The sequence below is a fragment of the Alteromonas sp. D210916BOD_24 genome (assembly GCF_047159385.1).
Classification (GTDB): Bacteria; Pseudomonadota; Gammaproteobacteria; order Enterobacterales; family Alteromonadaceae; genus Alteromonas.
In genome coordinates, this window is sequence record NZ_AP038333.1 from 3,811,803 (window position 1) to 3,834,210 (window position 22,408).

The following is a 22,408-nucleotide window of genomic DNA, read 5'->3' on the forward strand; positions in this document are numbered from 1 at the left end:
AATGGTTTTTTATATGAGCGTGTGTGTTTAATTGGTCTCACTATGACAAAAAAACCCGCTAAAGCGCAACCCTATACGCCTTAGCGGGTAAACACACCCTAACTCTTAGAACTTGTAGCGCACAGCTAAGGCGTAACGTGCACCAAGTTCGTCTAACTTCCACAACATTGCACTGGTTCTACCGTGACGGCGAATGTTCTCATCGGTAATGTTAATCCCTTCAAACGATACCGTGAGATCTTCGGTGATATCGTAAGAAACGTTAAAATCAATTTGAGAATACGCTTCGGTATAACCCGGCTCGTTCACATATTGTGATGTGGTATCAAGGAACTTATCGCGCCAGTTGTAGGCGATACGTGCCTGCAATGCATCTTTTTCGTACATCAAGATAAGGTTGGCAGTGTCACTTAACCCAACTAGTGCAAACTGAGTGATTGAAGGATCGGCATTGTTGTCAAAACCAATGTCACCGGTCACTGTCGTATAGTTGGCAAGTACACCAAACCCGGTATCGCTGAAGAAGTGCTGCGCCGCTAACTCAAACCCGTAGATGTTAGCCGCTTTGTTGTTAACCGGTTTTGAGTTAATGAAGGTTAGCAATGGATCGTCACTGTTAGGCAGCACATCGAATTGTTGTTCGAACTGCTCATCGGTCAGTGAGTCGTATTCGATACCGTTTTCCATTGCCGCCACCATGTTAAATAACGAGGTATCGTTAACCGGTATGCCTCTCGCTTCTAGCTCTGCGCGTGCAGCTTGCGCACGTGGTCCTGCCGTGGCATCGCGAAGGCCAAAGATGTTCTCTTCAACTTGCTCGTTACCAATAAAGTTTTTAACGCGCTTGTCGTAGAAACCTACCGATACATAGCTTGTCTCATCGAAGTAATATTCGAAAGAAAGGTCGACGTTGTCTGATTCCAGCGGAACAATTGCCGGGTTACCCGAACTTGCTGTCGCTGTCACACTGTCGGTGATGAGCGTAGGTCCACTTTGTGGTGATACCGTCGCAGCTGCACTTAAATTGTTGTAAGTAGGGCGAGCTATGGTTTTGCTATATGAGAACCTAGCAATCATGTTCTCAGCCACTTCAATATCAAAATCAAGTGCTGGTAAAACGTGATCGTAGCTTGTTTTAACTTCAACGTCTTCCATTTCACTACCAAAGCGCACGTTGAAGTCGTTGTTACCTTCCCACGCAATACCACTTGGTAAGCTGATGTTAGCAATTGATGTTACATCGGTATTTTCATAACGAATACCGGCAAGAAGGTTATATTCCATACCATTTAATTCACCCGACAGGTCGAATTCGAAGTAAAGGGCGGTAATGTCTTCTTCAATTGTGCGGTTCGTGGCATACGGGTTATTCGCTAAGAAATCAAAACCGTATTCCTGAGCGGCAAAGGCACCAATTTCAGCCACGCTGCCGGTAAAGCCTTGAGAGAAAATACCATCAGTATTGAAGTCATTAAATTCACTGGCCAAATCAAGCGGCGTTAGTATTCCAGCTGGTAATTCACCTGGGTTTTCAATACCCCAGTTACCCATGGTATGGCGGGTAAGTGATTGCAGAGAAGTACTTTCCATCGCACGTGACTCGATACCAAAATTAATGCTGCCGGTATCCATTACATAGGTACCATCAAGACGCGCTTGGGTAATTTCGGTATCTTGAGATGAGAAGTTCATATCGAGAATTGCCGTGCCTACGTCGTCTTGGTCAAGCACGCCATTGCCGTTGAGGTTGTCGCGTGAAACGTCGTCAAAATCAACCAGCATAATGGGGAAGTCACCACGGAAATCTACACCTTGACCGCGAACTATGTTGGCACCAAGACCTAAGTTGGTCCATGTACCATAAGGGGCATCAGGTCGTCCTTCTGCAGAAGAATTATGTACGTCTAACACCAAGGTCAAATCGTCATTAACGAAATATTCAAGGTTAAAGCCGATGGACTTATTTTCGTTAACCTGATTTAGCTCTTGCATTGCAAGGCCTAAGTCACGTGGTAATAGATCACGACGCTCTTGTGTGATGAGTACCGGTGTTTTTACCGTCTCGTCATCAAACGTTAACTCAGTGAAATATCTGTCGTCCATCCAGATAGATTGTTCAGCACGTGCTTCAAATAGATCTTGCTTTGAATAGGTGTAATCCAGCGTTGCTGTCATTTTTTCAGATGGTGCAAACTGTACCGTTAGTTGAGCATTGGTTCTTTCACGCTCTCTATCCGCCATGTAGTAACGAAGATCTGATGGAATAGCAAATAGCTGACCTATTGCAGGCGCGTTGTTTAATACAACAGGGTCACCGCTTGCGGGATTTGCTGGATCTGGTGAATGAGGTACCGTGCCATCAAATGGGTTCACGCGCCATTGGTTTACAAAGGCACCTTGCGCTGCACTGTCACGCTGCTGGAAGGAACCGGTAAAAGTAACACCAAAGGTATCGTCTTCGCTTAGGTAGTTGATAAAGCCAGAGACTTCAGGTGTTACATCATCGCCTACGCGGTTAGTGGTATCGTGAAGTGCCTTTGCTCCAACACTTGCAGTAACACCGTGATCAGCGGCATCAAAAGGTCGTGCAGTGCGAATGTTAATACTTGCACCAATACCACCTGTTGCAATGCTTGCGCGACCAGTTTTGTATACTTCAACAGCTCTTACACTTTCAGAGGCCAAATCAGAGAAATCATAAGCACGTGAGTTAGCTGCACCGCCACCACCAGGTAACGCAGAGCCAGGCATAGTACGACCGTTTAAGGTCACCATATTAAAGTCAGGGCCAAAACCACGCGCAGTAACCTGATTACCTTCACCGTTATTTCTACTAATTGAAATACCCGTAATGCGCTGCAAAGATTCTGCTAAGTTGGTATCTGGAAATTTACCAATATCTTCAGCAGAGATAGCATCAACAACCCCGGCAGAGTCGCGCTTGATCCCCATAGATTCCTGAACACTACTGCGTATTCCCGATACTTGAATGACTTCGATGTCTTTGTCTTCAACCTCTTGTGCGAGTGCAGGCGTAATTAAACCAGTTCCAAGAATCAAAGACAGACTAGCTGCTAATTTACTTATGTGCGGTGTTGTTTGTGTCACGGTCTTTCTCTCTTTAATTGTGCTTTTGTGTGTGTAGCTCATCCGTTTGCGCTCCAAGAAAGGGCTTTCTTAAGAAAAAGAAACAACACAGCCCACGCAGAAGAAAGCGCTTTCCGAACATTAATGCAACAAAAGTATTAGATCAACACATTTTTTACAAATATTTCACAGGACTGTATTTGAACGTAGTTGCCAAGCCTATACAAATAAGTAAATAGGCAATATTTTCATATACATAAAACAACAACCCTAAAACAGTCAAAGCTATCTGTAAGACGAGATATATTTACGTTTTTTTACATCTGTTAACCTTTAAATGACAATTGAATGAGAAAGCGCTTTCTAATTGCTATTTTTTTATGCTATAAACCGACAAACAAAATTTCGTTCATTCTGCGTGTCTGCGTTGCGGCGACGTTGCATGCATAAACAAAGGTTTTTTCTGCACTATGAATAGCATTTCACTACCCGCTAACAGCCCACTACTGAAAAAGTCATTTGTTTATGGCACTGCTACCTCCAGTTTCCAAATTGAAGGCGATATAGCGCATAGATTGACGTGCATTTGGGACAAGTTCTGTGAACAACCCAATGCCATTGCAGATCATTCAAATGGGGATATTGCATGTGATCACGTTAATCGCTGGCGCGAAGATTTTGAACTACTTCTGGATTTGGACGTTGACGCCTATCGCTTCTCGATCGCCTGGCCCCGTGTGATGACAGAGACTGGTGCACTTAATCCACAAGGTGTGCTTTTTTACCAAACTCTGATTGAAGCGTTAAACAGCAAAGGCATAAAGCCGTTCGTTACTCTTTATCATTGGGACTTACCGCAATATCTGGAAGACAAAGGTGGATGGCTTAATCGTCAAACTGCCTATGAATTTGAAAACTATGTTGACAAAATATCCCTTGCCTTAGGCGAAACAGTCTATTCTTATGCGACGTTTAACGAGCCGTTTTGCAGCGCTTATTTAGGCTATGAAATTGGTGTACACGCGCCAGGTAAACACGGTCGTAACAATGGTCGCACGGCTGCCCATCACATATTGCTTGCCCATGGGCTTGGAATGAAAGTGTTGCGTAAGAATGTTCCCGGTAGCCAAGCGGGAATTGTACTTAATTTTACGCCTTGCTATCCCGCGTCTAACAATGCTGAAGATATTGCTGCCACAAAGAAAGCAGACGAATATATCAACCAGTGGTATATGCAACCAGTAATGGAAGGCAGTTACCCTGATGTTATTAATGCATTACCTGAAACGGATCGCCCTCCCATTGAAGCGGATGATATGGATATAATATGCCAACCTCTTGATTTTTTAGGAGTTAATTTTTATACCCGCCTTCATTATTCAGCGCCAAAAGAGGCAGGCGAATTGTTTTATGAACATGAACACAGGCAACCTACTACTGATATTGGCTGGGAAATATACCCTCAGGCACTTTATGAGTTGCTAACGTCACTGCATCAGCGCTACACCTTGCCTCCCATTTATATTACTGAAAATGGTGCTGCCATGGCTGATAAGTTAGAAAATGGTGAAGTAAATGATGATGATCGCGTCGCCTACTACCACCAGCATTTGAACATGGTTCACGAGGCCGTTGAAAAAGGTGTGAAAGTAAGTGGTTACTTTGCCTGGAGCCTTCTAGATAACTTTGAGTGGGCAGAAGGTTACGAAAAGCGATTTGGTCTAGTGTATGTCGATTTTGATACGCAAAAGCGCACCCTTAAAAAAAGTGCAAAAGCCTATAAAGCACTCTTGGCAAGCCGACGTTAATACAGTTGGTAATTCTACAGGTAATAACAGATTGTGATGAACCATAAATTATCTTTAAAGGAAAAAGTCGGTTATGGCATGGGTGATGCCGCCGCCAATTTAGTCTGGCGTGGAGCACTGGCTTATCTCGCCGTTTTTTATACTGACACGTTTGGCATTACCGCTGCCGCCGCGGCAATGTTATTTTTAGTGGTTCGCCTTTCTGATGGTGTGACTGACATTATCATGGGCATGATTGCCGATAGAACCCACACCAAAATGGGTAAATTCAGGCCGTGGATTTTGGGTTCAACCCCTTTTCTGGGGCTCTTCATGGTACTGTGTTTTACCACGCCTGACCTTTCTTATTCAGCAAAGCTGGTTTATGCCTATCTGACGTACATCGGTTTGACGTTGGCCTATACCGTAAATAACGTGCCGTATTCGGCATTAATGGGCGTGATGACAAGCGATGATAAGGAGCGTACGAGTTTGTCAGGTTATCGCTTTGCTGGCGCCTTTCTAGGCGGACTTTTGGTGATGGGGTGTTTGCCCATGCTAGTAGAGTGGTTCGGTGAAGGGCATACCGCACGGGGTTATCAATACACTATGTGGCTATTTGCATCTCTTTTAGTCATATTAATGTGTATTACCGTATTCACCACTAAAGAACGGGTAACATTGCAGGCAGTTCCAACAGACTCGCCGCTCACTCCTCCTGGTGCCACGTTGTGGACTGAGTTAAAAGACTTGTGCAAACAACTACCGCTCATACTTGTTCCGCTTTCAGCAATTACTGCGTTTTTCTATTTTAGGGACGTTTTCACTGGTCTTATTTTTGTGTTAGTAATGATTGTGACCACCTTGGCAATCAAACGTTTAATAAGGCGTCCACAAGAAAATAATAGCCGCTCTCAGCAAGACATTATCGACCTCCTTTCCAATAAACCATGGCTAATACTGCTTGGAATGGGGTTTCTCACCATGATGTTTAACGGGATAAAGTACGGCGTAATTGCCTATTACTTTAAGTATTATATGGGCAGTGAATTGCTAACCGGTTATTTCTTTATCGCCCTTTTGATCGTGTCCATATTTGGCGCACTTTCAACGTCATTTTTAGCCACTCGAATGGGAAGAAAACAACTTTTTATCGCGGCATTATTGGTAAGTAGTGTGCTTACTTCAGCAATTTACTTTGTTCCTAAAGGCAGTGTGATTGGCATTTTTGTGTTGGGCTGCGGGGCTGAATTTTTCGCCGCTATCCTTCCTACGCTGTTCTTCTCTATGCTCGGTGATGCCGCAGACTACAGTGAATATAAAACAGGTAGGCGCGCAACCGGTTTAGTATACTCAGCTGGCTCTTTCGTACAGAAAACGGGGGGCGGATTTGCAGGGGCATTGGTACTTCTCGTCTTAGGAAGCTATGGATACAATGGGTTGGATATCACTACCATTGAGCAAACGCTACCTGGAATGGTGTCATTGATGAGTTGGATACCCGCGTGTTTCGGCTTTGCTGGCGCCGCGCTTATTTGCTTATACCCACTTAATGACAAGGAACAACAAGAAGTTACTCAAGCTTTGCTGGCTCGACGTAGCGAACAGCCGCCGTTAACGGCATAATGCCTTTGGCTATTTTTATCATGTAAAAAAACGAGGTTGTATTACGTGGCTACCATTTATCAAGTTGCAGAACGGGCAGGTGTATCGCTGTCCACAGTATCTCGTGTGCTAAATGGTAAATCCACGGTTAACCAAGCGCTTAAAGAACGGGTGGAAAAGGCGGTAAAAGAACTTGATTACCGTCCCAGTTCGGTGGCGCGCTCACTGGCGAACAACCGTTCAGACAGTGTTGGGGTGCTCGTACCAGAATTAAATTCTCCGTTCTTTGGTCATTTAATGCAAACGGTTGAATCTACAATGCGGGCGGCTGATAAGCACGTCATCATCACCGTCGGACGCAATTGCTTAGCAACTGAAAAAGACGCAGTTGAGTTTTTAATTAGCCGCAATTGTGACGCCCTTATTATGCACGCTGAAGCGCTGTCTGATGAGTACCTTATAGAGCTCAACGAGAAGAAGTTACCGATTGCTTTAGTCAACCGGCAAATTGACGATTTGCCTGATGCCTGTTCCAGTTTAAATAACGAGAAGGGGGGCTATCTTGCCACCCAACACCTCTTAGAGCTTGGTCACAAGAATATTGCCTATATTTCTGGGCCAACTGAGAAAAGGGACGCAGCACAACGATTAGAGGGGCACAAACGCGCACTAAATGAAGCTGGGATTGCGGTAAATACTCAGTTAATTTTTAACGGGGATTATTCTGAAGAAGATGGGAAAGTTGGCCTGTTAGAATTATTGGCGCGTGATATTCCCTTTTCAGCCTTGGTGTGTGCTAACGACTGGATGGCTTCTGGTGCCATAAGCTGTGCCAGAGATCTTGGTATGAGTTTACCTCACGATCTTTCAATCGTAGGATTTGATGATGTGGTTTTTGCTCACCATGTCTTTCCTCGTCTCACTACTGTCAGTAACCCAATCGACAAGATGGCCAAAGAAGCGGCCAATTATATTTTAAACAAGGTCTACGGACAGAATAATAAGCTTCAGCATTTGTTTGAGCCTTCGTTAGTCGTCCGCGAGTCAACTATGCATCATGATGCATAAGCCAATGCTCAGCTAGCGTCTTTTATTTTCTGACTCCGATGACTAAAAGCCTAGTTGTTTTATGGCTTTAGATATACTCCCTGCGCTTTACACTGCATAATGCAAATTATCTCAATTACTTTGATGGCGTACTCATGAAACACCTTTTGGCCTATGTTTTCATTCTTTTTACTGCAGCAGCAACAGCTGACGACCACCGTCAAGCTGTTAATACAGTACTCGATGCGTTACATCACAATGCCGCCACGGCAAATTATGAAGGCTACTTTGATTTATACAGTGACGAGGCTGTGTTTATCGGTACAGATGCATCAGAAGTGTGGAGTATCGAAGAATTCAAAGCCTATGCGAAGCCCCATTTCGATAAAGGGAAAGGTTGGACTTATATCCCCAGAAACAGGCATGTTTACTTCGCGAAACAGGGTAATGTGGCGTGGTTTGACGAGCTACTTGATAACCAAAAGTTAGGAGAAACCCGGGGCACGGGTGTTTTAATAAAAGAAGGGAATAGGTGGAAAGTGTCCCAATACCACCTAACGATCCCCATACCAAATGCACTTGCTGATGATATTGCCAACCAAATTCAGACCTTCAGAGCGCCGCAATAATAATTCCAACTATATTAGCGTTGAACGATTAACGACTGAAAACGCCCCTTGAGCAAGGGGCTATTTTCAATACTGTGTAACACTCTTAGGTATTCGATTGTGTCAGTGGCTGTATTTCCATCTCAACACGGCGATTTATTGAACGGTTAGCAGCGCTGTCGTTTGGTACTTTAGGGGCGTATTCACCCATGCCTACAGTAGTAATTCTGGTAGGGTTAACATTGAAATTGATCAACAAATTCTTAACCGCACCCGCTCGGCGCTCAGATAAGGCCTGGTTGTACTGTTCAGAGCCAGTATCATCGGTGTGGCCTTTAATCATCAACACCGTTTTCTCGTAATTGTTCACCACTTTAGCGACGTCCTGAAGAACGGGATTAAAGTTAGGGCTTATGCTTGAACTGTCTGTCGCAAAGGTAATGTCGCCCGGCATAATCAGCCGAAGATTGTCACCTTCACGAATAATTTGGACGCCAGAATCAGATAATTCACTGCGCAACGCTTCTTCCTGCTTATCCATATAGTTGCCAATTGCCCCACCAGCAATGGCACCTACTGCAGCGCCCCAGGCATAGCGGCTCTTATCATGATCTCCGGTAGCCTTACCCAGTAGTGCGCCGACTACTGCACCTATTGCGGCTCCTTTTTGTGTATTGTTTGGGTCATTGGCACAACCCGCTACTGTTAATGACGCAGTAATTAATCCTATAGCCAGTGTTTTTTTCATAACATCCTCTTATCTCGATAGTCGAGCCTTATGTACCAAAAATGAGTGACGCGCACGTTCTGGTAGAAAACTTAAAATTGATACAACGCGTGATAATGATTCAGCAAAATATGTTCCAGTGAGATATCGCACCTGTAAAAAAGTTCCTGTGCCTAGGCATAAGGCTTTTCACTGTATAAGGCGCCTAACGCATACCCCAACAACGCGTTCAGCTTACTCATCTGTCGCTGATTATCTACACTTAATTGTAGATAGCGAAGCTGAATGGAAGGTTAACAATGGAAGTAGTTTAGAGAGTAGTTTGGTGGCATGCCCTGTAAAAGCTACAAAGGCAGTTACCCAATGGAAACTGCCCGCTCAAAAAAGGTGTTGATATCAATGTTGTATTCCGCCGCCGTAACGGCTTTTACAATAGAAAGCGATTTTTCTTGGGAAAGATCTAAATCTTTTGGTGTGATATACGAACTCTGTCTAACAGAATAAAACACCTTAACAATGGGAGTCAGGGGATATTCGTTTTGCTGCAGTACCAATCCCAGTCGATCGTTGGAGAGTAGCACCACACTACCAACAGGGTGAATGCCCATACACTTAATAAACTTTTGCACTAAATTTACATCAAGTCTTTCAGGTGCATCTTTCATTAGAATCGAAAATGCTTTTTGACTTGACATTCCTGCTTTGTAGACGCGATCAGCGACCAGTGCATCATACATATCTGCGATAGCCAACATGCGCCCTGCATGGCTTATATCGTTACCCTTTTTACCCATGGGATAGCCCTGACCGTCCAAGCGCTCATGATGTTCACTTATGGCTTGAATGAGCGATTGTTCTATGTCTGTTTCTTGTAGATGCTCAACGCCGTATTGCACGTGCATTTTCATCACCTTCATTTCACTGTCGGTCAGTTTTCCCGGTTTGTGAAGGATCTCATTGGGTATTTTAATTTTTCCGAGATCATGTAAAAAGCCTGCATATGAAAGCTTTTGTACATCATCTTCTGCCATTCCCAAGTATTTAGCGAAGTTAGCCAATAATATGGCCACATTTAATGAATGCTCTAACAAGTAATCGTCTTTTTCGCGGATTTTAGTTAGGCAGAGCAGGGCGTCTGGGTTTCTGTCTATCGACTCGACCAATTTGTTCGAAAATTCCTTTGGGATACTGCTATCAAAAGGCATTTCTTTCTGTACAGCTTTTAATAATGCTTTTTGAATAGCCTTACCTTGCTTGTGAAGTGCAGTGGCTCTGACTAGTTCACTTTCAAGTGAAATCGTTTTCGCCTTTGGGGAGTCTACTTTTGTAACGGGTACTTCTACTTTTTCTGGCAACGTCGCTTTAGGCTGTTCCCCTGCATTTCCATCGGGGTCAAATGCTTTTTCAGTATCAATAGCTAACGTTAACACACCTCGCTTTTTCAGCGCGTTAACGATGTCCTTAGAGGTCACACGCCCCTGATTAGTTATTGATAGTGCACCCTTTTGCTCCAATATCTTATGAACAAACATTCCCGGCTTTAACTGATCAATCGATATTTTTTTTAGCATACAAAAAGCTTCTGTTCCCACAAAATAGTATGTTTGACACCACTGTCAATACTCAAGCTCAGTTAACATGGTGTGCAGATCTGGCTTCCAGCCAAATTCTTTCATATTGATACGTTGGTTTCTCACTATAACGCCTTCTTCTAACAAACGCTCACGTTGTTCATGTGCTTTTTCAGAACCCTCAGGAAACGCAATTTTGCCATCCGCTCTAACTACGCGATGCCAATTGAGTTGCCCCTTTATTTCACGCAAGCATTTGCCTATCATTCTTGCCCGTCCCGGAAGGCCGCATAAATCGGCTAGTTGTCCGTAGCTCACTACGACCCCCTCCGGAACCACGGAAAGCGTTTTTTTAACTCTGTAGTGTACAGCGTGCTCAACCACGTCGTATATAATCCTAATTGATGATATTTGAAAAGGAGCTTGGTATGCGAAAACACTGTAAACACTGCCAATACCCTCTTTCAACCTGTATTTGTAGCTATATCTGTCCCGTTGAACTCGATTTTGAAATTAAGATTGTTCAACACCCCAAAGAAGCGACACACGCCAAAAATACTGCTCGACTTGCAGCGTTAAGTATTCCGACAGCGCGTATTATCAATTCAGCCGACGGCGCTGCAATGGATACGCTAGCAAATTCTTGCGATCACCGTTCCACTTTACTTGTCTATCCAAGCGAATACAGCACCCCCATTGAAACGTTGGCTGATACTACAAAGCAAGCTGTTACTACACTTGTGCTGATCGATGGCAGTTGGAAACAAGCATTTGGGATCGTGAAGCAACACCCTTGGTTACAGTCACTGACTTCGGTTCATTTCACCCAAGCCCCCCATTCAAACTACCTGATTCGGCACACTTCGCTTCCACATGCGTTATCCACTTTAGAGGCGACAGCCTATAGTGCATCGTGTATTAGCAAACTCGACATTTCAAGTCTATACCGCTTACAGCGCGCCATGCAAGACAACTGGCAGGGGCCACTTACGCACCGACGAAAAGTATAATAATCAGACTTTATTTGTCACTTTTCACCGCTCATTGGCACAAAGCCTTTGTACGCACGGATCAAGTTTAACCAATTTCTTATCGCTGGGTATGCTGACAAGTCAAATCCCCCCTCATGCGCAACATGGGTGTAAGCGAATAAAGAGATATCTGCCAAGCTCAGCGCGTCACCTAACAAAAAAGGCGTTTGTTTAAGTTGTTGCTCCATTACAGCTAATGCGCGATATCCGCCAGCTTGCTTTGATTCAAACTCCTGCCGCTTATCCTCTGGTAACCCCAGATAAATATTTATATAGCGCGCTACCGCAATATAGGGTTCATGACTGTACTGCTCGAAGAACTGCCACTGTAGTAAACGGGCAAAGGCAAATTGCGAAGTAGGAATGAGTGCACTGTCCGCGGCAAGGTAATGCATGATGGCATTAGACTCAGATAACACTCTGTCACCACTAATTTCAAGAATGGGAATTTTTCCGTTAGGTGACTTTTCAAGGAATGCTGCTGTACGCGTATCACCTTGCATAATATCTACATCTATCCACTCACAGGTTTTACCCAGAATGGACAGCAGTAGCTCTAATTTGTAGCAGTTACCCGATCGTTTATCGCCGTATATTTTCACATTGGCTCTCATAAGTAATAGCAGTAAGCGTTACCATAGCAGTGCCAGAAGAGGGGGACAATGATATTTAGTCGATAGATATTTAAGGTACTTATAACAACATATACTCAGTGCTTTGCGCTAGTATTTGCCGTACCGACTGCCTTTGTGAGTAAATTAGTAGTAGTTTGGTATTTGAATGAGCCATTCTACGACTAAAAGAAGAAACCATGATATGGGGATGAGTATGATACACGCTGTAAGGCGTGCTTTATCTCTTGGCGCAAAGGCAAAACGGGTAATAGCCAACAGCCGTTCTTTTTCACTCTCCAACTGCTCTAGTAAGCTGCTAGCGCGTTTACTGTCCTCGCGTGCACATTGCTTAATACCCTCAGTAATATTTTCTTCTAAGTGTTGTAAGGCACTTTCTTGTTCTCGTTTGAGTAAGTGCTTTAAACGAAACACAGGCAAGAACAAATAGAAGCCTACAATCCCTGTAAAACAAATCACAATTAATATATCGATAGAAGGAATATCTTTTTTCAACCAGAAGACGGGAAATATCGCCAGTGCACCTGTGGCGAAAATGCCGTTTGTGGTACCTAATCGCAATATAGACATAATCGACTTGAGTTTGTCGGCATGACTCGCTGCATTGGGTAACACATGACGCGTTAAATATTTAATATTTGATGAAATCTGAAACAGAAAAAGTACGGTTAAAAACCAAAACGGAACGGCTGTGGCCGTCAAAAGCAGGACGTGAATCTCCTGCTTTACGGTAATTAACCCCTCTAGCACACAATAAACTACCGTAATCATAATGGAGATGATAATGGCGTTAAAAATATGGTGCTTAAATTCAGCGGATAACTGATGCCGGTGGGCAGAGAACTGACTAAGTTGATTTGTTTTGACCAATAACGAAATAAGGGTACTGGCTACGTTTTGATGCATAAGGCGAAGCGCAAACCAAAAATAACCGGTAATTACAGACATGCCAATAGCAGAATTGAAGTCACGCTGGGCACGAATTTCGCCAGCACCGGGCCAGTCTAGTGCGCCCGTAATATAATGAATCGAGAGCAGTATCAATGTTGTAAGAAGCGGGAAAATACCAATAGAGGCACCTTTGTGCATTTTGGAATAGGCGTTAAGTTTCATTCTTTTAATTTATTACAACGTTGCAAGCCATTCGCGTGTGAGTCAACAGACTACATTTCTGTAAGTGGATGCTAACAAAGATAAGCTATTCAATAGTGGATTAGCAATAGAAATAAAGCCATTAGGACGTGACTGCTTGGTTTTCATACAGGTAATAAAAAACCCGCCTGCTGGCGGGTTTTTAAAAGTAAGCTGTTTCTTTATTTACGTAACTTCCGAATAAGACGGAGTTGCGCAATAGCTTCAGCCAGCTCAAGGGCGGCTTCTGCATAATTAAAGTCAGCGCCTGGGTTGGCGATGTGCTCTTCTGCACGTCGTTTGGCTTCTTCTGCTGCCTGCTCGTCAAGATCTTCAGCTCGAACCGCGGTGTCAGCCAGCACGGTAACGTTACCAGGTTGTACTTCAAGTACACCACCGGCCACGTAAATCATTTCTTCTTCACCGTGCTGTTTAACCAAACGCACCATACCAGGTTTAATAGCAGAGATAAGTGGCGCGTGACCAGGGTGAATACCCAGCTCACCTTCGCTACCTGTCACCTGAATCGTTTCAACGCGACCTGAGAAAATGGCTTTCTCTGCGCTTACTACGTCCAAATGTACTGTCATTGCCATGTGAACCTCCTGATTAGGTACGTTAGCATGATGCTAGGCTAGCTACTGCTAGCCCTGCAATTATGCTTTCTTGGCTTTCTCTAGCGCTTCTTCGATAGAACCAACCATGTAGAAGGCCTGCTCTGGAAGGTGATCATACTCACCGTCTAGAATGCCTTTAAAGCCACTGATTGTGTCTTTTAGCGATACGTATTTACCTGGCGCACCAGTGAATACTTCAGCTACGAAGAACGGCTGAGATAGGAAACGCTGAATCTTACGAGCACGTGATACCACTTGCTTGTCTTCTTCAGATAATTCGTCCATACCTAGGATCGCGATGATGTCTTTCAGCTCTTTATAGCGCTGAAGAACAGTCTGTACGCCACGTGCTACGTCATAGTGCTCTTGACCGATTACTAGAGGGTCAAGCTGACGAGACGTTGAATCTAGAGGGTCTACCGCAGGGTAGATACCAAGAGACGCGATATCACGAGAAAGTACTACCGTTGCATCCAAGTGAGCAAAGGTGGTCGCTGGCGATGGGTCAGTCAAGTCATCCGCAGGTACGTATACCGCTTGGATTGACGTGATTGAACCTGTCTTCGTTGACGTAATACGTTCCTGAAGTACACCCATCTCTTCTGCAAGAGTAGGCTGGTAACCTACCGCAGATGGCATACGACCTAGAAGTGCTGATACTTCAGTACCTGCTAGGGTATAGCGATAGATGTTATCTACGAAGAATAGAACGTCACGGCCTTCGTCACGGAACTTCTCAGCCATTGTTAGACCAGTAAGTGCAACACGTAGACGGTTGCCCGGTGGCTCGTTCATCTGACCGTATACAAGCGATACTTTATCAAGTACGTTTGATTCGTTCATTTCGTGATAGAAGTCGTTACCCTCACGCGTACGCTCACCAACACCAGCGAATACTGAGAAACCGCTGTGCTCGATTGCGATGTTACGGATAAGTTCCATCATGTTTACGGTTTTACCTACACCCGCACCACCGAATAGACCAACTTTACCACCCTTAGCGAATGGACAAACCAAGTCGATTACTTTGATACCAGTTTCTAGTAGTTCTACCGAGCTAGACTGATCTTCGTAGCTAGGCGCTTCACGGTGAATAGACATACGCTCTTCTTCACCAATTGGGCCTGCTTCGTCGATTGGGTTACCCAATACGTCCATGATACGACCTAGTGTCTTCGTACCAACTGGAACCATGATTGGGTTACCGGTATTTTCTACTGCAAGACCACGTTTTAGTCCGTCAGTAGTACCTAGTGCGATGCCGCGAACAACACCACCACCTAATTGCTGTTGCACTTCCAGGGTTAGCCCTGACAAGTCACCTTCGGTAACTTGTAGTGCGTCATAAACTCTTGGTACCGCGTTTTGTGGAAACTCAATGTCCACAACGGCGCCAATGATTTGGACGACCTTACCTTGACTCATAATTAGTCCTCGTTATCTCTTTTAAACCTTTGCCTACACCGCTGCGGCACCGCCAACAATCTCACTGATTTCTTGTGTGATTGCGGCCTGACGCGCTTTGTTATATACCAGTTGTAACTCATCAATTAAGTTACCGGCGTTGTCGGTTGCTGCCTTCATGGCAACCATTCGCGCAGCTTGTTCTGACGCTGCGTTTTCTACAACACCCTGATACACCTGAGACTCAATGTAACGAACCATCAATGCTTCCAAAATTTCTTTTGGATCTGGCTCGTAGATGTAGTCCCAACGATGTTGATATTCTTCGTCTTGTGACTTTGGCAAAGGCAATAACTGATTGATCACAGGTTTCTGTGTCATGGTGTTAACGAAGTCATTGAAAACCAAGAAGACTCGGTCAATCTTTCCTTCGTCATACGCTTTAAGCATAACGCGTACAACACCTACTACATCGCTTACCGACGGCTTGTCGCCTAAACCTGATTCAGCGGCTAACAATGTGCCCCCGAAGCGGTTAAAGAAACTGCACGCCTTAGAACCTAATGCAGCAAAATCTACCTCTACACCCTGTTCACGCCATTTCTTAACGTCTTGGGCTACCAGCTTAAATTCATTGGTGTTCAAACCACCGCATAAGCCTCGGTCAGTAGAAATCACAATGTAACCAACGCGCTTGACTTCACGCTCTTCCAAATAAGGATGGCGATATTCAAGGTTACCGTTAGCAATGTGACCAATCACTTTTAGCATGTTTTGTGCGTATGGACGACCAGAGGCCATGCGTTCCTGCGCCTTTTTCATTTTAGACGCAGCAACCATTTCCATCGCACTGGTAATTTTTTGAGTATTCTTGATACTCCCAATCTTACCTTTTATCTCTTTACCGCTGGCCATGACTATCTCTCCGATTACTCAACGAAATGTGCTGGTGGTTAAACACCAGCACCATTGATTACCAAGTTTGTGTCGCTTTAAAGTTTGTTAAAGCGTCGTTCAACTTAGCGGCAATCTCGTCGTTGTAATTACCAGTTTCGTTGATAGTCTTCATCAGCTCAGCGTGTTCACTGTTCATGAACGAGTGAAGAGCAGCTTCAAAATCTAGGATTTTTGGAAGCTCGATGTCCTTAAGGAACCCTTTCTCTACTGCGAACAATGAAACACCCATGTCAGCGATAGAAAGTGGTGCGTACTGCTTCTGCTTCATTAGCTCAGTTACGCGCTCACCGTGTTCTAGCTGTGCACGAGTTGCATCATCAAGGTCAGAAGCAAACTGCGAGAACGCCGCAAGTTCACGATACTGAGCAAGGGCTAGACGGATACCACCGCCAAGCTTCTTGATGATTTTTGTTTGTGCTGCACCACCAACACGTGATACCGAGATACCAGCGTTAACCGCTGGACGGATACCTGCGTTGAACAAATCAGTTTCTAAGAAGATCTGACCGTCAGTAATTGAAATTACGTTAGTTGGTACGAAAGCTGATACGTCACCTGCTTGCGTTTCGATAATTGGAAGCGCAGTTAGTGAACCAGTTTGACCTTTCACTTCACCGTTTGTGTAACGCTCAACGTATTGCTCGTTTACACGTGCCGCACGCTCTAGTAGACGCGAGTGAAGATAGAATACGTCACCAGGGTAAGCTTCACGACCAGGAGGACGCTTAAGTAGTAGTGAGATTTGACGGTAAGCAACAGCTTGCTTAGACAAATCATCATATACGATTAGCGCATCTTCACCGCGGTCACGGAAGTATTCACCCATAGTACAGCCAGAGTAAGGCGCAAGGTATTGAAGCGCTGCTGACTCAGACGCAGAAGCAGCAACAACGATAGTGTGCGCAAGCGCACCGTGCTCTTCTAACTTACGTACTACGTTAGCGATAGTAGACGCTTTTTGACCAACCGCTACGTACACACACTTAATGCCTGTACCTTTTTGGTTGATGATTGCGTCAACAGCCATTGCTGTTTTACCACACTGACGGTCACCGATGATAAGCTCACGCTGACCACGACCAACTGGGATCATAGAGTCAACTGACTTATAACCAGTTTGAATTGGCTGATCTACCGATTGACGCTCGATTACACCAGGTGCAATTTTTTCAACTGGCTCGAAACCAGCTGCGTCGATCGCACCTTTACCGTCGATAGGCTCACCTAGTGTGTTTACAACACGACCTAGTAGGGCTGGACCAACCGGTACTTCTAGGATACGACCTGTAGATTGTACTTTTACGCCTTCTTGAAGGTCAGCGTAAGGACCCATTACTACCGCACCAACTGAGTCTCGCTCAAGGTTTAGTGCAATGGCGTAACGGCTTCCAGGAAGCTCAATCATCTCACCTTGCATTACATCTGCAAGGCCATGAATGCGGATAATACCGTCGGTTACTGCGACGATAGTACCTTCATTACGCGCTTCACTGGTTACATTGAACTGTTCAATTCTTTTCTTGATCAGTTCAGCTATTTCAGTGGAATTAAGTTGCATGCTCTTATCCCCGTTATGCTTGCAACGCGTCTGCTAGACGGTTCAATTTCGACTTTACGGAACCATCAATGACTGTATCACCGGCTTTAATAACCATTCCAGCGATCAGGGCAGGGTCCACGTTACAATTAAGCTTCACTTTACGTGCCAAACGTTTTTCCAAAGATGCAATCAACTCATTTTGTTGAGCATCGGTCAGCGTAGTTGCTGAGGTGACGTCCACTTCTACTTCTTTGTCGTACTCTGCTTTAAAGGCATCGAACAAAGTAGAAATTTCAGGCAACGCGGCTAAACGTTTATTCTCAGCCAAAACCTTCACCAGGTTTTGGCCGTGTTCGTCGAGTTGCTCACCACAAACATTGTTAAAAATGTCGGCTAGCGTGTCAGCGGCAACTGCACCAGACAATAACTGGTGCATGTCGTCGTTCGCTGCTACAGCGCTTGCAAAGGCTAGCATTTCTTGCCATTTTGCAACGGCGTCTTTCTCGACAGCAAAATCGAAAGCAGCTTTAGCATAAGGACGAGCAACGGTTGTCAATTCAGACATGGCTCTTCTCCCTATTAAAGCTCAGCGACAAGTTTTTCAACAATGTCGTTTTGTGCGCTTGCATCGATTTCACGTTGTAAGATTTGCTGTGCGCCAGCTACTGCAAGAGCAGAAACCTGCTTGCGCAAATCTTCTTTGGCACGATTGCGTTCAGCTTCAATCTCGGCATAACCAGAAGCGATGATTTTCTCGCGTTCCGCATGGCCTTTTTGCGTTTCTTCGTCAACCAATTGGTTGGCACGCTTTTTAGCCAGCTCGATAATTTCAGCTGCTTGCGCTTTCGCATCTTTCAATTGCTCAGTAGCTTTCGCTTGAGCAAGCTCTAGGTCTTTCTCTGCACGTTCAGAAGCTTCAAGGCCATCGGCAATCTTCTTCTGACGTTCTTCAATCGCTGCCATTAGTGGAGGCCATACATATTTCATGCAGAACACCACGAACACAGCGAAGGCGATTAATTGACCAATAAAAGTGGCGTTAAAATTCACTATCGCCCCTCCTCTTAAAGTTCGCTAAAAAAGTGTTTAGTAATATTAGGCACCAACAGCGAACAATAGGTATAGAGCGATACCAACACCGATCATCGCGATGGCGTCGATAAGACCCGCTACGATGAACATCTTAACTTGTAGTTGAGGTGCTAGTTCAGGTTGACGAGCAGCAGATTCAAGAAATTTACCACCTAGTAGACCGAAACCAATAGCGGTACCAAGGGCGCCAAGACCAATCAGTAGTGCAACAGCGATGTATAACATTTACGTCTCCGATTTAAGTTAAATTTAAAGTTAATGTTTAAAAGTCAAACTCTGTAAAAACGGTGCCAATTACAAAATAAAATCGACACCCGTTAATGCTTAGTGGTCTTCACACGCCAAGCTTAAATACACGATGGTTAGCATCATGAAAATAAACGCTTGAAGAGGAAGTACCAGAATATGGAACACAGCCCACATGAAATGCAGTGGAAGCTGGAAGTAACCAATTGTAGCAATCAAAATGAAGATTAGCTCACTGGCGTATAAGTTACCGAACAAACGCAGTGCTAGTGAAAGCGGACGCGCAAGCAAAGTAACCGACTCAAGAATAAAGTTCACCGGAATAAAAATGGGGTGTCCAAAAGGCTGCATGGTGAGTTCTTTGGTGAAGCCGCCAATACCTTTCATCTTGATTGAATAGAAAAGAATTAGAATAAATACGCCTGACGCTAATGCAAACGTTAGGTTAAGGTCAGTAGTAGGTACTGCCTTGTTGTAAACGTCGTGAGGATCCATACCAAAAGCAGCCTGGCCAATTAGACCCGATACCCATGGAATTAAATCGACTGGCACTAAGTCCATCAGGTTCATTAGCAATACCCATACGAATATAGTTAATGCTAAAGGCGCAATAAGTGCGCTTTTACCGTGGAAGGTGCTTTTTACGTTGTCATCAACAAACTCGACAACAAGCTCAACAAACGCCTGCATTTTACCAGGTACGCCTGTCGTGGCTTTTGAAGCGACGCTTCTAAAAATAATTAAGAAAAGAAGACCAAGACCGATAGACCATGCCAGTGTATCAACATGCCATGCCCAAAAACCGGCATCAGAACAGGCTTTGTTAAAAGCAATTCCGTTGTCAGTTGAGCACATGGTGGCATTGGTCAAGTGGTGCTTGATGTATTCTGAGGTAGTGTATTCAGATGCCATTGTTTAACCCAAGTTGTAAAGTGTAAAAATTTGGTGACTGGTTCTTATGTCTCAATCGGTCGAGTACGTTGTTTTCGTTATTGCGATGCCCTGCATCGTCTTAATCTTTCGAACCGTAATGAAACATAGCTAGCCCGTGGCTAGCCGTTGTAATCACAAATGCCATGAAAATTTCTAATGGCGCGGCATTTAAACCTTTAAAAGCAATTACAAATAAAATGATTGTCAGTGCCAGCTTCAATTTTGAGCCTTGGCTAAAACTACGTGCAACAAGGTCGTTTTTACTCGCGCCAGCATAACGAAATGCAAAAGCACTAAATACGATTGTAGGCAGAATGCTAATTAGCGCACCTGCTGCTGCTGACGTCGCAGAAGGAATTCCCCCTATCACACCCGCAATTATCGTAACGACAATGGCAGCGATAATTTGAAAAAGTAGCCCTTTTTTCGCGAGGTCTTTTCCTCGTTTCGTTAGCGTGTTTATCACTTTTCTTCGCTGCTTGTTCACGTCTTACAAAAAGCGTCAGAAGTATACTGTTTTACCGACAATTTTCAACAGTACATCGCTTTTTGAAAGTTATTCTGAAAATTTTCTATTGCTATAACCGGAAAGGAGAGTGTCCGTTTTTTTCACCAGACAGCTAATCAATTGCGGGTAGGCAAAGGAAACTACACTTATAGTTTTTAAGTAACTTATTGTATTTTAGATATAATTCCATCTAATTGTGATAAATCACTAAAACTGATTGTGAGCTTACCTTTCCCTTTTGCGTTATGGTCTATGCTCACAGGTGCCCCTAGGTTTTCTGAAAGTCGCGTCATAAGGTTTTGCACATCGGGATCAACTTTCTTTTCCGCCTTGGGTTTTGCTGGCTCTAACAGCTTTTTCACCAGCTTTTCGGTATCGCGCACGGTAAGACCTTTGCCTGACACCACTTGTGCAGCGTCGGACTGGGCTTCGCCTTCTAAGGCAAGAAGGGCACGTGCATGACCCATTTCAATATCGCCATGTTCAACCAACAACTTCACATCGTCGTTCAAATTATTTAAACGCAGTAAATTGGTGACTGTCGTACGGGATTTACCCACCGCTTCAGCCACTTCCTGATGCGTGAGGGAAAATTCATTCATTAGGCGATCAAGTGCTTGGGCTTCTTCCATCGCATTTAAATCTTCGCGCTGAATATTTTCAATTAACGCAATGGCAACCGCCGCTTCATCGGGCACATTCTTGATTAAACAGGGAACTTCATCGAGTTGCGCCAGTTGGGAAGCGCGCCAGCGGCGCTCGCCAGCAATAATTTCAAAGCGATGCTCATCAACTTTGCGAACGACAATGGGTTGAATAATACCTTGTGCACGAATAGACGAGGCAAGCTCTTCTAACGCTTCGGGCGACATGTCTTTACGAGGTTGATATTTGCCAGGCACCAAATACTCAATAGGAAGTTTGCTGAGCTCACCATTGGTCTGATTTACCTCGGCGGCATCTTGATCTCGTTGAGAAGATGATTGACTTGTTGCGAGTAACGCGTCCAAGCCACGGCCAAGGCCTCTTTTTCGTGCTGACATAGTGTCCTCTATGGCATGTGCTGATAGCGTTCAGCTTATTATCATTTAACTTGCTTTTGCCTGCGCAGGCGTTGATTTATCCCTGCGGCGTAATATTTCACCCGCTAGTGCCAGATACGCTTTAGCACCTGTTGATGACTTATCGTAGTACATGGCAGGCGTACCGAAACTCGGTGCTTCAGCCAAACGCACATTACGAGGGATCACCGTGCGATACACTTGCTCACCAAAATGACGTTTGAGCTGCTCAGACACGTCGTTAGCCAAGCGATTACGCGGGTCGTACATAGTACGCAATACGCCTTCAATCTTCAATTCTGGATTTACTACAGACGCTAATTTCTGAATGGTATCCATTAATGCCGTTAGACCTTCCAGCGCGTAGTATTCACATTGCATTGGCACCATAACAGAATCAGCTGCGGCTAATGCGTTAACGGTAAGTTGATTGAGGGAAGGCGGACAATCAATAAATATAAAATCGTAGTAGTCCATGACAGGCTTAAGCGCATTGCGCAAGCGCACTTCTCGGGCAAACATTTCCATTAATTTAATTTCAGCTGCAGTCACGTCACCGTTCGCTGCAACCAAATCGAACTTGCCACTGGTCCCTTTGACAATAACCTCTTCAATCGGCTTTTCTTCTACCAACAATTCAAACGCGGTAGCCTCAACATCGTATTTGTCTACGCCACTGCCCATAGTTGCATTGCCTTGTGGATCGAGATCGATGAGCAACACCTTTCGCTTCGTTGCTGCCATTGACGCTGCCACGTTAACTGCAGTGGTCGTCTTACCGACACCGCCCTTTTGATTCGCGATCGCGATTACCTTAGCCACGT

The 22,408-nt window shown here is 44.6% G+C and carries 22 protein-coding genes; 5 read left to right on the forward strand and 17 right to left on the reverse strand.

Annotation, left to right across the window (positions count from 1 at the left end; genetic code table 11):
- Positions 1 to 105 precede the first annotated feature (105 nt).
- Positions 106 to 3,039: a TonB-dependent receptor gene (locus ACMCM8_RS16575; RefSeq protein ID WP_412727774.1), complete on the reverse strand. Its 2,934-nt coding sequence runs from the start codon at positions 3,037 to 3,039 to the stop codon at positions 106 to 108.
- 518 nt (positions 3,040 to 3,557) lie between these two features.
- Here ACMCM8_RS16575 and ACMCM8_RS16580 point away from each other — a divergent pair.
- The 4 genes from ACMCM8_RS16580 to ACMCM8_RS16595 all read left to right on the forward strand — a co-directional run bounded on the left by ACMCM8_RS16580 (position 3,558) and on the right by ACMCM8_RS16595 (position 8,155).
- Positions 3,558 to 4,895 (forward strand): GH1 family beta-glucosidase, encoded by a 1,338-nt coding sequence (locus ACMCM8_RS16580; protein WP_412723686.1) that lies wholly within the window; start codon positions 3,558 to 3,560, stop codon positions 4,893 to 4,895.
- A 36-nt stretch (positions 4,896 to 4,931) separates the two neighbouring features.
- Entirely contained in the window at positions 4,932 to 6,500 is a 1,569-nt protein-coding gene (locus tag ACMCM8_RS16585; RefSeq protein ID WP_412723687.1) for an MFS transporter, read from the forward strand.
- A 45-nt stretch (positions 6,501 to 6,545) separates the two neighbouring features.
- Entirely contained in the window at positions 6,546 to 7,547 is a 1,002-nt protein-coding gene (locus tag ACMCM8_RS16590) for a LacI family DNA-binding transcriptional regulator (protein WP_412723688.1), read from the forward strand.
- 134 nt (positions 7,548 to 7,681) lie between these two features.
- The gene (locus ACMCM8_RS16595) at positions 7,682 to 8,155 is read left to right on the forward strand and encodes a nuclear transport factor 2 family protein (protein ID WP_412723689.1); all 474 of its coding nucleotides are present in this window, start codon (positions 7,682 to 7,684) and stop codon (positions 8,153 to 8,155) included.
- A gap of 85 nt (positions 8,156 to 8,240) precedes the next feature.
- Here ACMCM8_RS16595 and ACMCM8_RS16600 read toward each other — a convergent pair whose 3' ends face one another.
- The 3 genes from ACMCM8_RS16600 to ACMCM8_RS16610 form a co-directional block, all read right to left on the reverse strand.
- Positions 8,241 to 8,882: an OmpA family protein gene (locus ACMCM8_RS16600; protein ID WP_412723690.1), complete on the reverse strand. Its 642-nt coding sequence runs from the start codon at positions 8,880 to 8,882 to the stop codon at positions 8,241 to 8,243.
- 335 nt (positions 8,883 to 9,217) lie between these two features.
- Positions 9,218 to 10,432 (reverse strand): HD-GYP domain-containing protein, encoded by a 1,215-nt coding sequence (locus ACMCM8_RS16605; protein ID WP_412723691.1) that lies wholly within the window; start codon positions 10,430 to 10,432, stop codon positions 9,218 to 9,220.
- 45 nt (positions 10,433 to 10,477) lie between these two features.
- Positions 10,478 to 10,816, reverse strand: coding sequence for an MGMT family protein (locus tag ACMCM8_RS16610; protein WP_412723692.1), 339 nt, complete (start codon positions 10,814 to 10,816; stop codon positions 10,478 to 10,480).
- 44 nt (positions 10,817 to 10,860) lie between these two features.
- Between ACMCM8_RS16610 and ACMCM8_RS16615 the strand changes: the two genes are divergently transcribed.
- Positions 10,861 to 11,442, forward strand: coding sequence for a tRNA-uridine aminocarboxypropyltransferase (locus ACMCM8_RS16615; protein WP_412723693.1), 582 nt, complete (start codon positions 10,861 to 10,863; stop codon positions 11,440 to 11,442).
- A gap of 17 nt (positions 11,443 to 11,459) precedes the next feature.
- Here the strand turns inward: ACMCM8_RS16615 and ACMCM8_RS16620 are convergent, their stop codons facing one another.
- The 13 genes from ACMCM8_RS16620 to ACMCM8_RS16680 all read right to left on the reverse strand — a co-directional run bounded on the left by ACMCM8_RS16620 (position 11,460) and on the right by ACMCM8_RS16680 (position 22,406).
- Complete coding sequence (locus ACMCM8_RS16620) at positions 11,460 to 12,065, reverse strand: glutathione S-transferase family protein (protein WP_412723694.1); 606 nt, start codon at positions 12,063 to 12,065, stop codon at positions 11,460 to 11,462.
- Positions 12,066 to 12,221: 156 nt separating this feature from the next.
- On the reverse strand, positions 12,222 to 13,208 hold the full coding sequence (locus ACMCM8_RS16625) for a hypothetical protein (protein WP_412723695.1): 987 nt from the start codon (positions 13,206 to 13,208) through the stop codon (positions 12,222 to 12,224).
- A 200-nt stretch (positions 13,209 to 13,408) separates the two neighbouring features.
- Positions 13,409 to 13,822 carry a F0F1 ATP synthase subunit epsilon gene (locus ACMCM8_RS16630; protein WP_412723696.1) on the reverse strand — a complete coding sequence of 138 codons (414 nt, stop codon included), beginning with the start codon at positions 13,820 to 13,822 and terminating at the stop codon, positions 13,409 to 13,411.
- 60 nt (positions 13,823 to 13,882) lie between these two features.
- Complete coding sequence (gene atpD, locus ACMCM8_RS16635; protein WP_412723697.1) at positions 13,883 to 15,268, reverse strand: F0F1 ATP synthase subunit beta; 1,386 nt, start codon at positions 15,266 to 15,268, stop codon at positions 13,883 to 13,885.
- Between the two features lie 33 nt (positions 15,269 to 15,301).
- Positions 15,302 to 16,162 (reverse strand): F0F1 ATP synthase subunit gamma, encoded by an 861-nt coding sequence (gene atpG, locus ACMCM8_RS16640; RefSeq protein WP_412723698.1) that lies wholly within the window; start codon positions 16,160 to 16,162, stop codon positions 15,302 to 15,304.
- 58 nt (positions 16,163 to 16,220) lie between these two features.
- Complete coding sequence (gene atpA, locus ACMCM8_RS16645) at positions 16,221 to 17,762, reverse strand: F0F1 ATP synthase subunit alpha (RefSeq protein WP_412723699.1); 1,542 nt, start codon at positions 17,760 to 17,762, stop codon at positions 16,221 to 16,223.
- A gap of 13 nt (positions 17,763 to 17,775) precedes the next feature.
- Complete coding sequence (gene atpH, locus ACMCM8_RS16650) at positions 17,776 to 18,309, reverse strand: F0F1 ATP synthase subunit delta (RefSeq protein WP_412723700.1); 534 nt, start codon at positions 18,307 to 18,309, stop codon at positions 17,776 to 17,778.
- 14 nt (positions 18,310 to 18,323) lie between these two features.
- Positions 18,324 to 18,794, reverse strand: coding sequence for a F0F1 ATP synthase subunit B (gene atpF / locus ACMCM8_RS16655; RefSeq protein ID WP_412723701.1), 471 nt, complete (start codon positions 18,792 to 18,794; stop codon positions 18,324 to 18,326).
- 45 nt (positions 18,795 to 18,839) lie between these two features.
- Complete coding sequence (atpE, locus tag ACMCM8_RS16660; protein ID WP_012520222.1) at positions 18,840 to 19,061, reverse strand: F0F1 ATP synthase subunit C; 222 nt, start codon at positions 19,059 to 19,061, stop codon at positions 18,840 to 18,842.
- Positions 19,062 to 19,160: 99 nt separating this feature from the next.
- Positions 19,161 to 19,994: a F0F1 ATP synthase subunit A gene (gene atpB / locus ACMCM8_RS16665; RefSeq protein WP_412723702.1), complete on the reverse strand. Its 834-nt coding sequence runs from the start codon at positions 19,992 to 19,994 to the stop codon at positions 19,161 to 19,163.
- Between the two features lie 100 nt (positions 19,995 to 20,094).
- Positions 20,095 to 20,481: an ATP synthase subunit I gene (locus ACMCM8_RS16670; protein ID WP_412723703.1), complete on the reverse strand. Its 387-nt coding sequence runs from the start codon at positions 20,479 to 20,481 to the stop codon at positions 20,095 to 20,097.
- 206 nt (positions 20,482 to 20,687) lie between these two features.
- Positions 20,688 to 21,566 (reverse strand): ParB/RepB/Spo0J family partition protein, encoded by an 879-nt coding sequence (locus ACMCM8_RS16675; RefSeq protein ID WP_412723704.1) that lies wholly within the window; start codon positions 21,564 to 21,566, stop codon positions 20,688 to 20,690.
- A 45-nt stretch (positions 21,567 to 21,611) separates the two neighbouring features.
- Positions 21,612 to 22,406: a ParA family protein gene (locus tag ACMCM8_RS16680; RefSeq protein WP_412723705.1), complete on the reverse strand. Its 795-nt coding sequence runs from the start codon at positions 22,404 to 22,406 to the stop codon at positions 21,612 to 21,614.
- Positions 22,407 to 22,408: the final 2 nt, after the last annotated feature.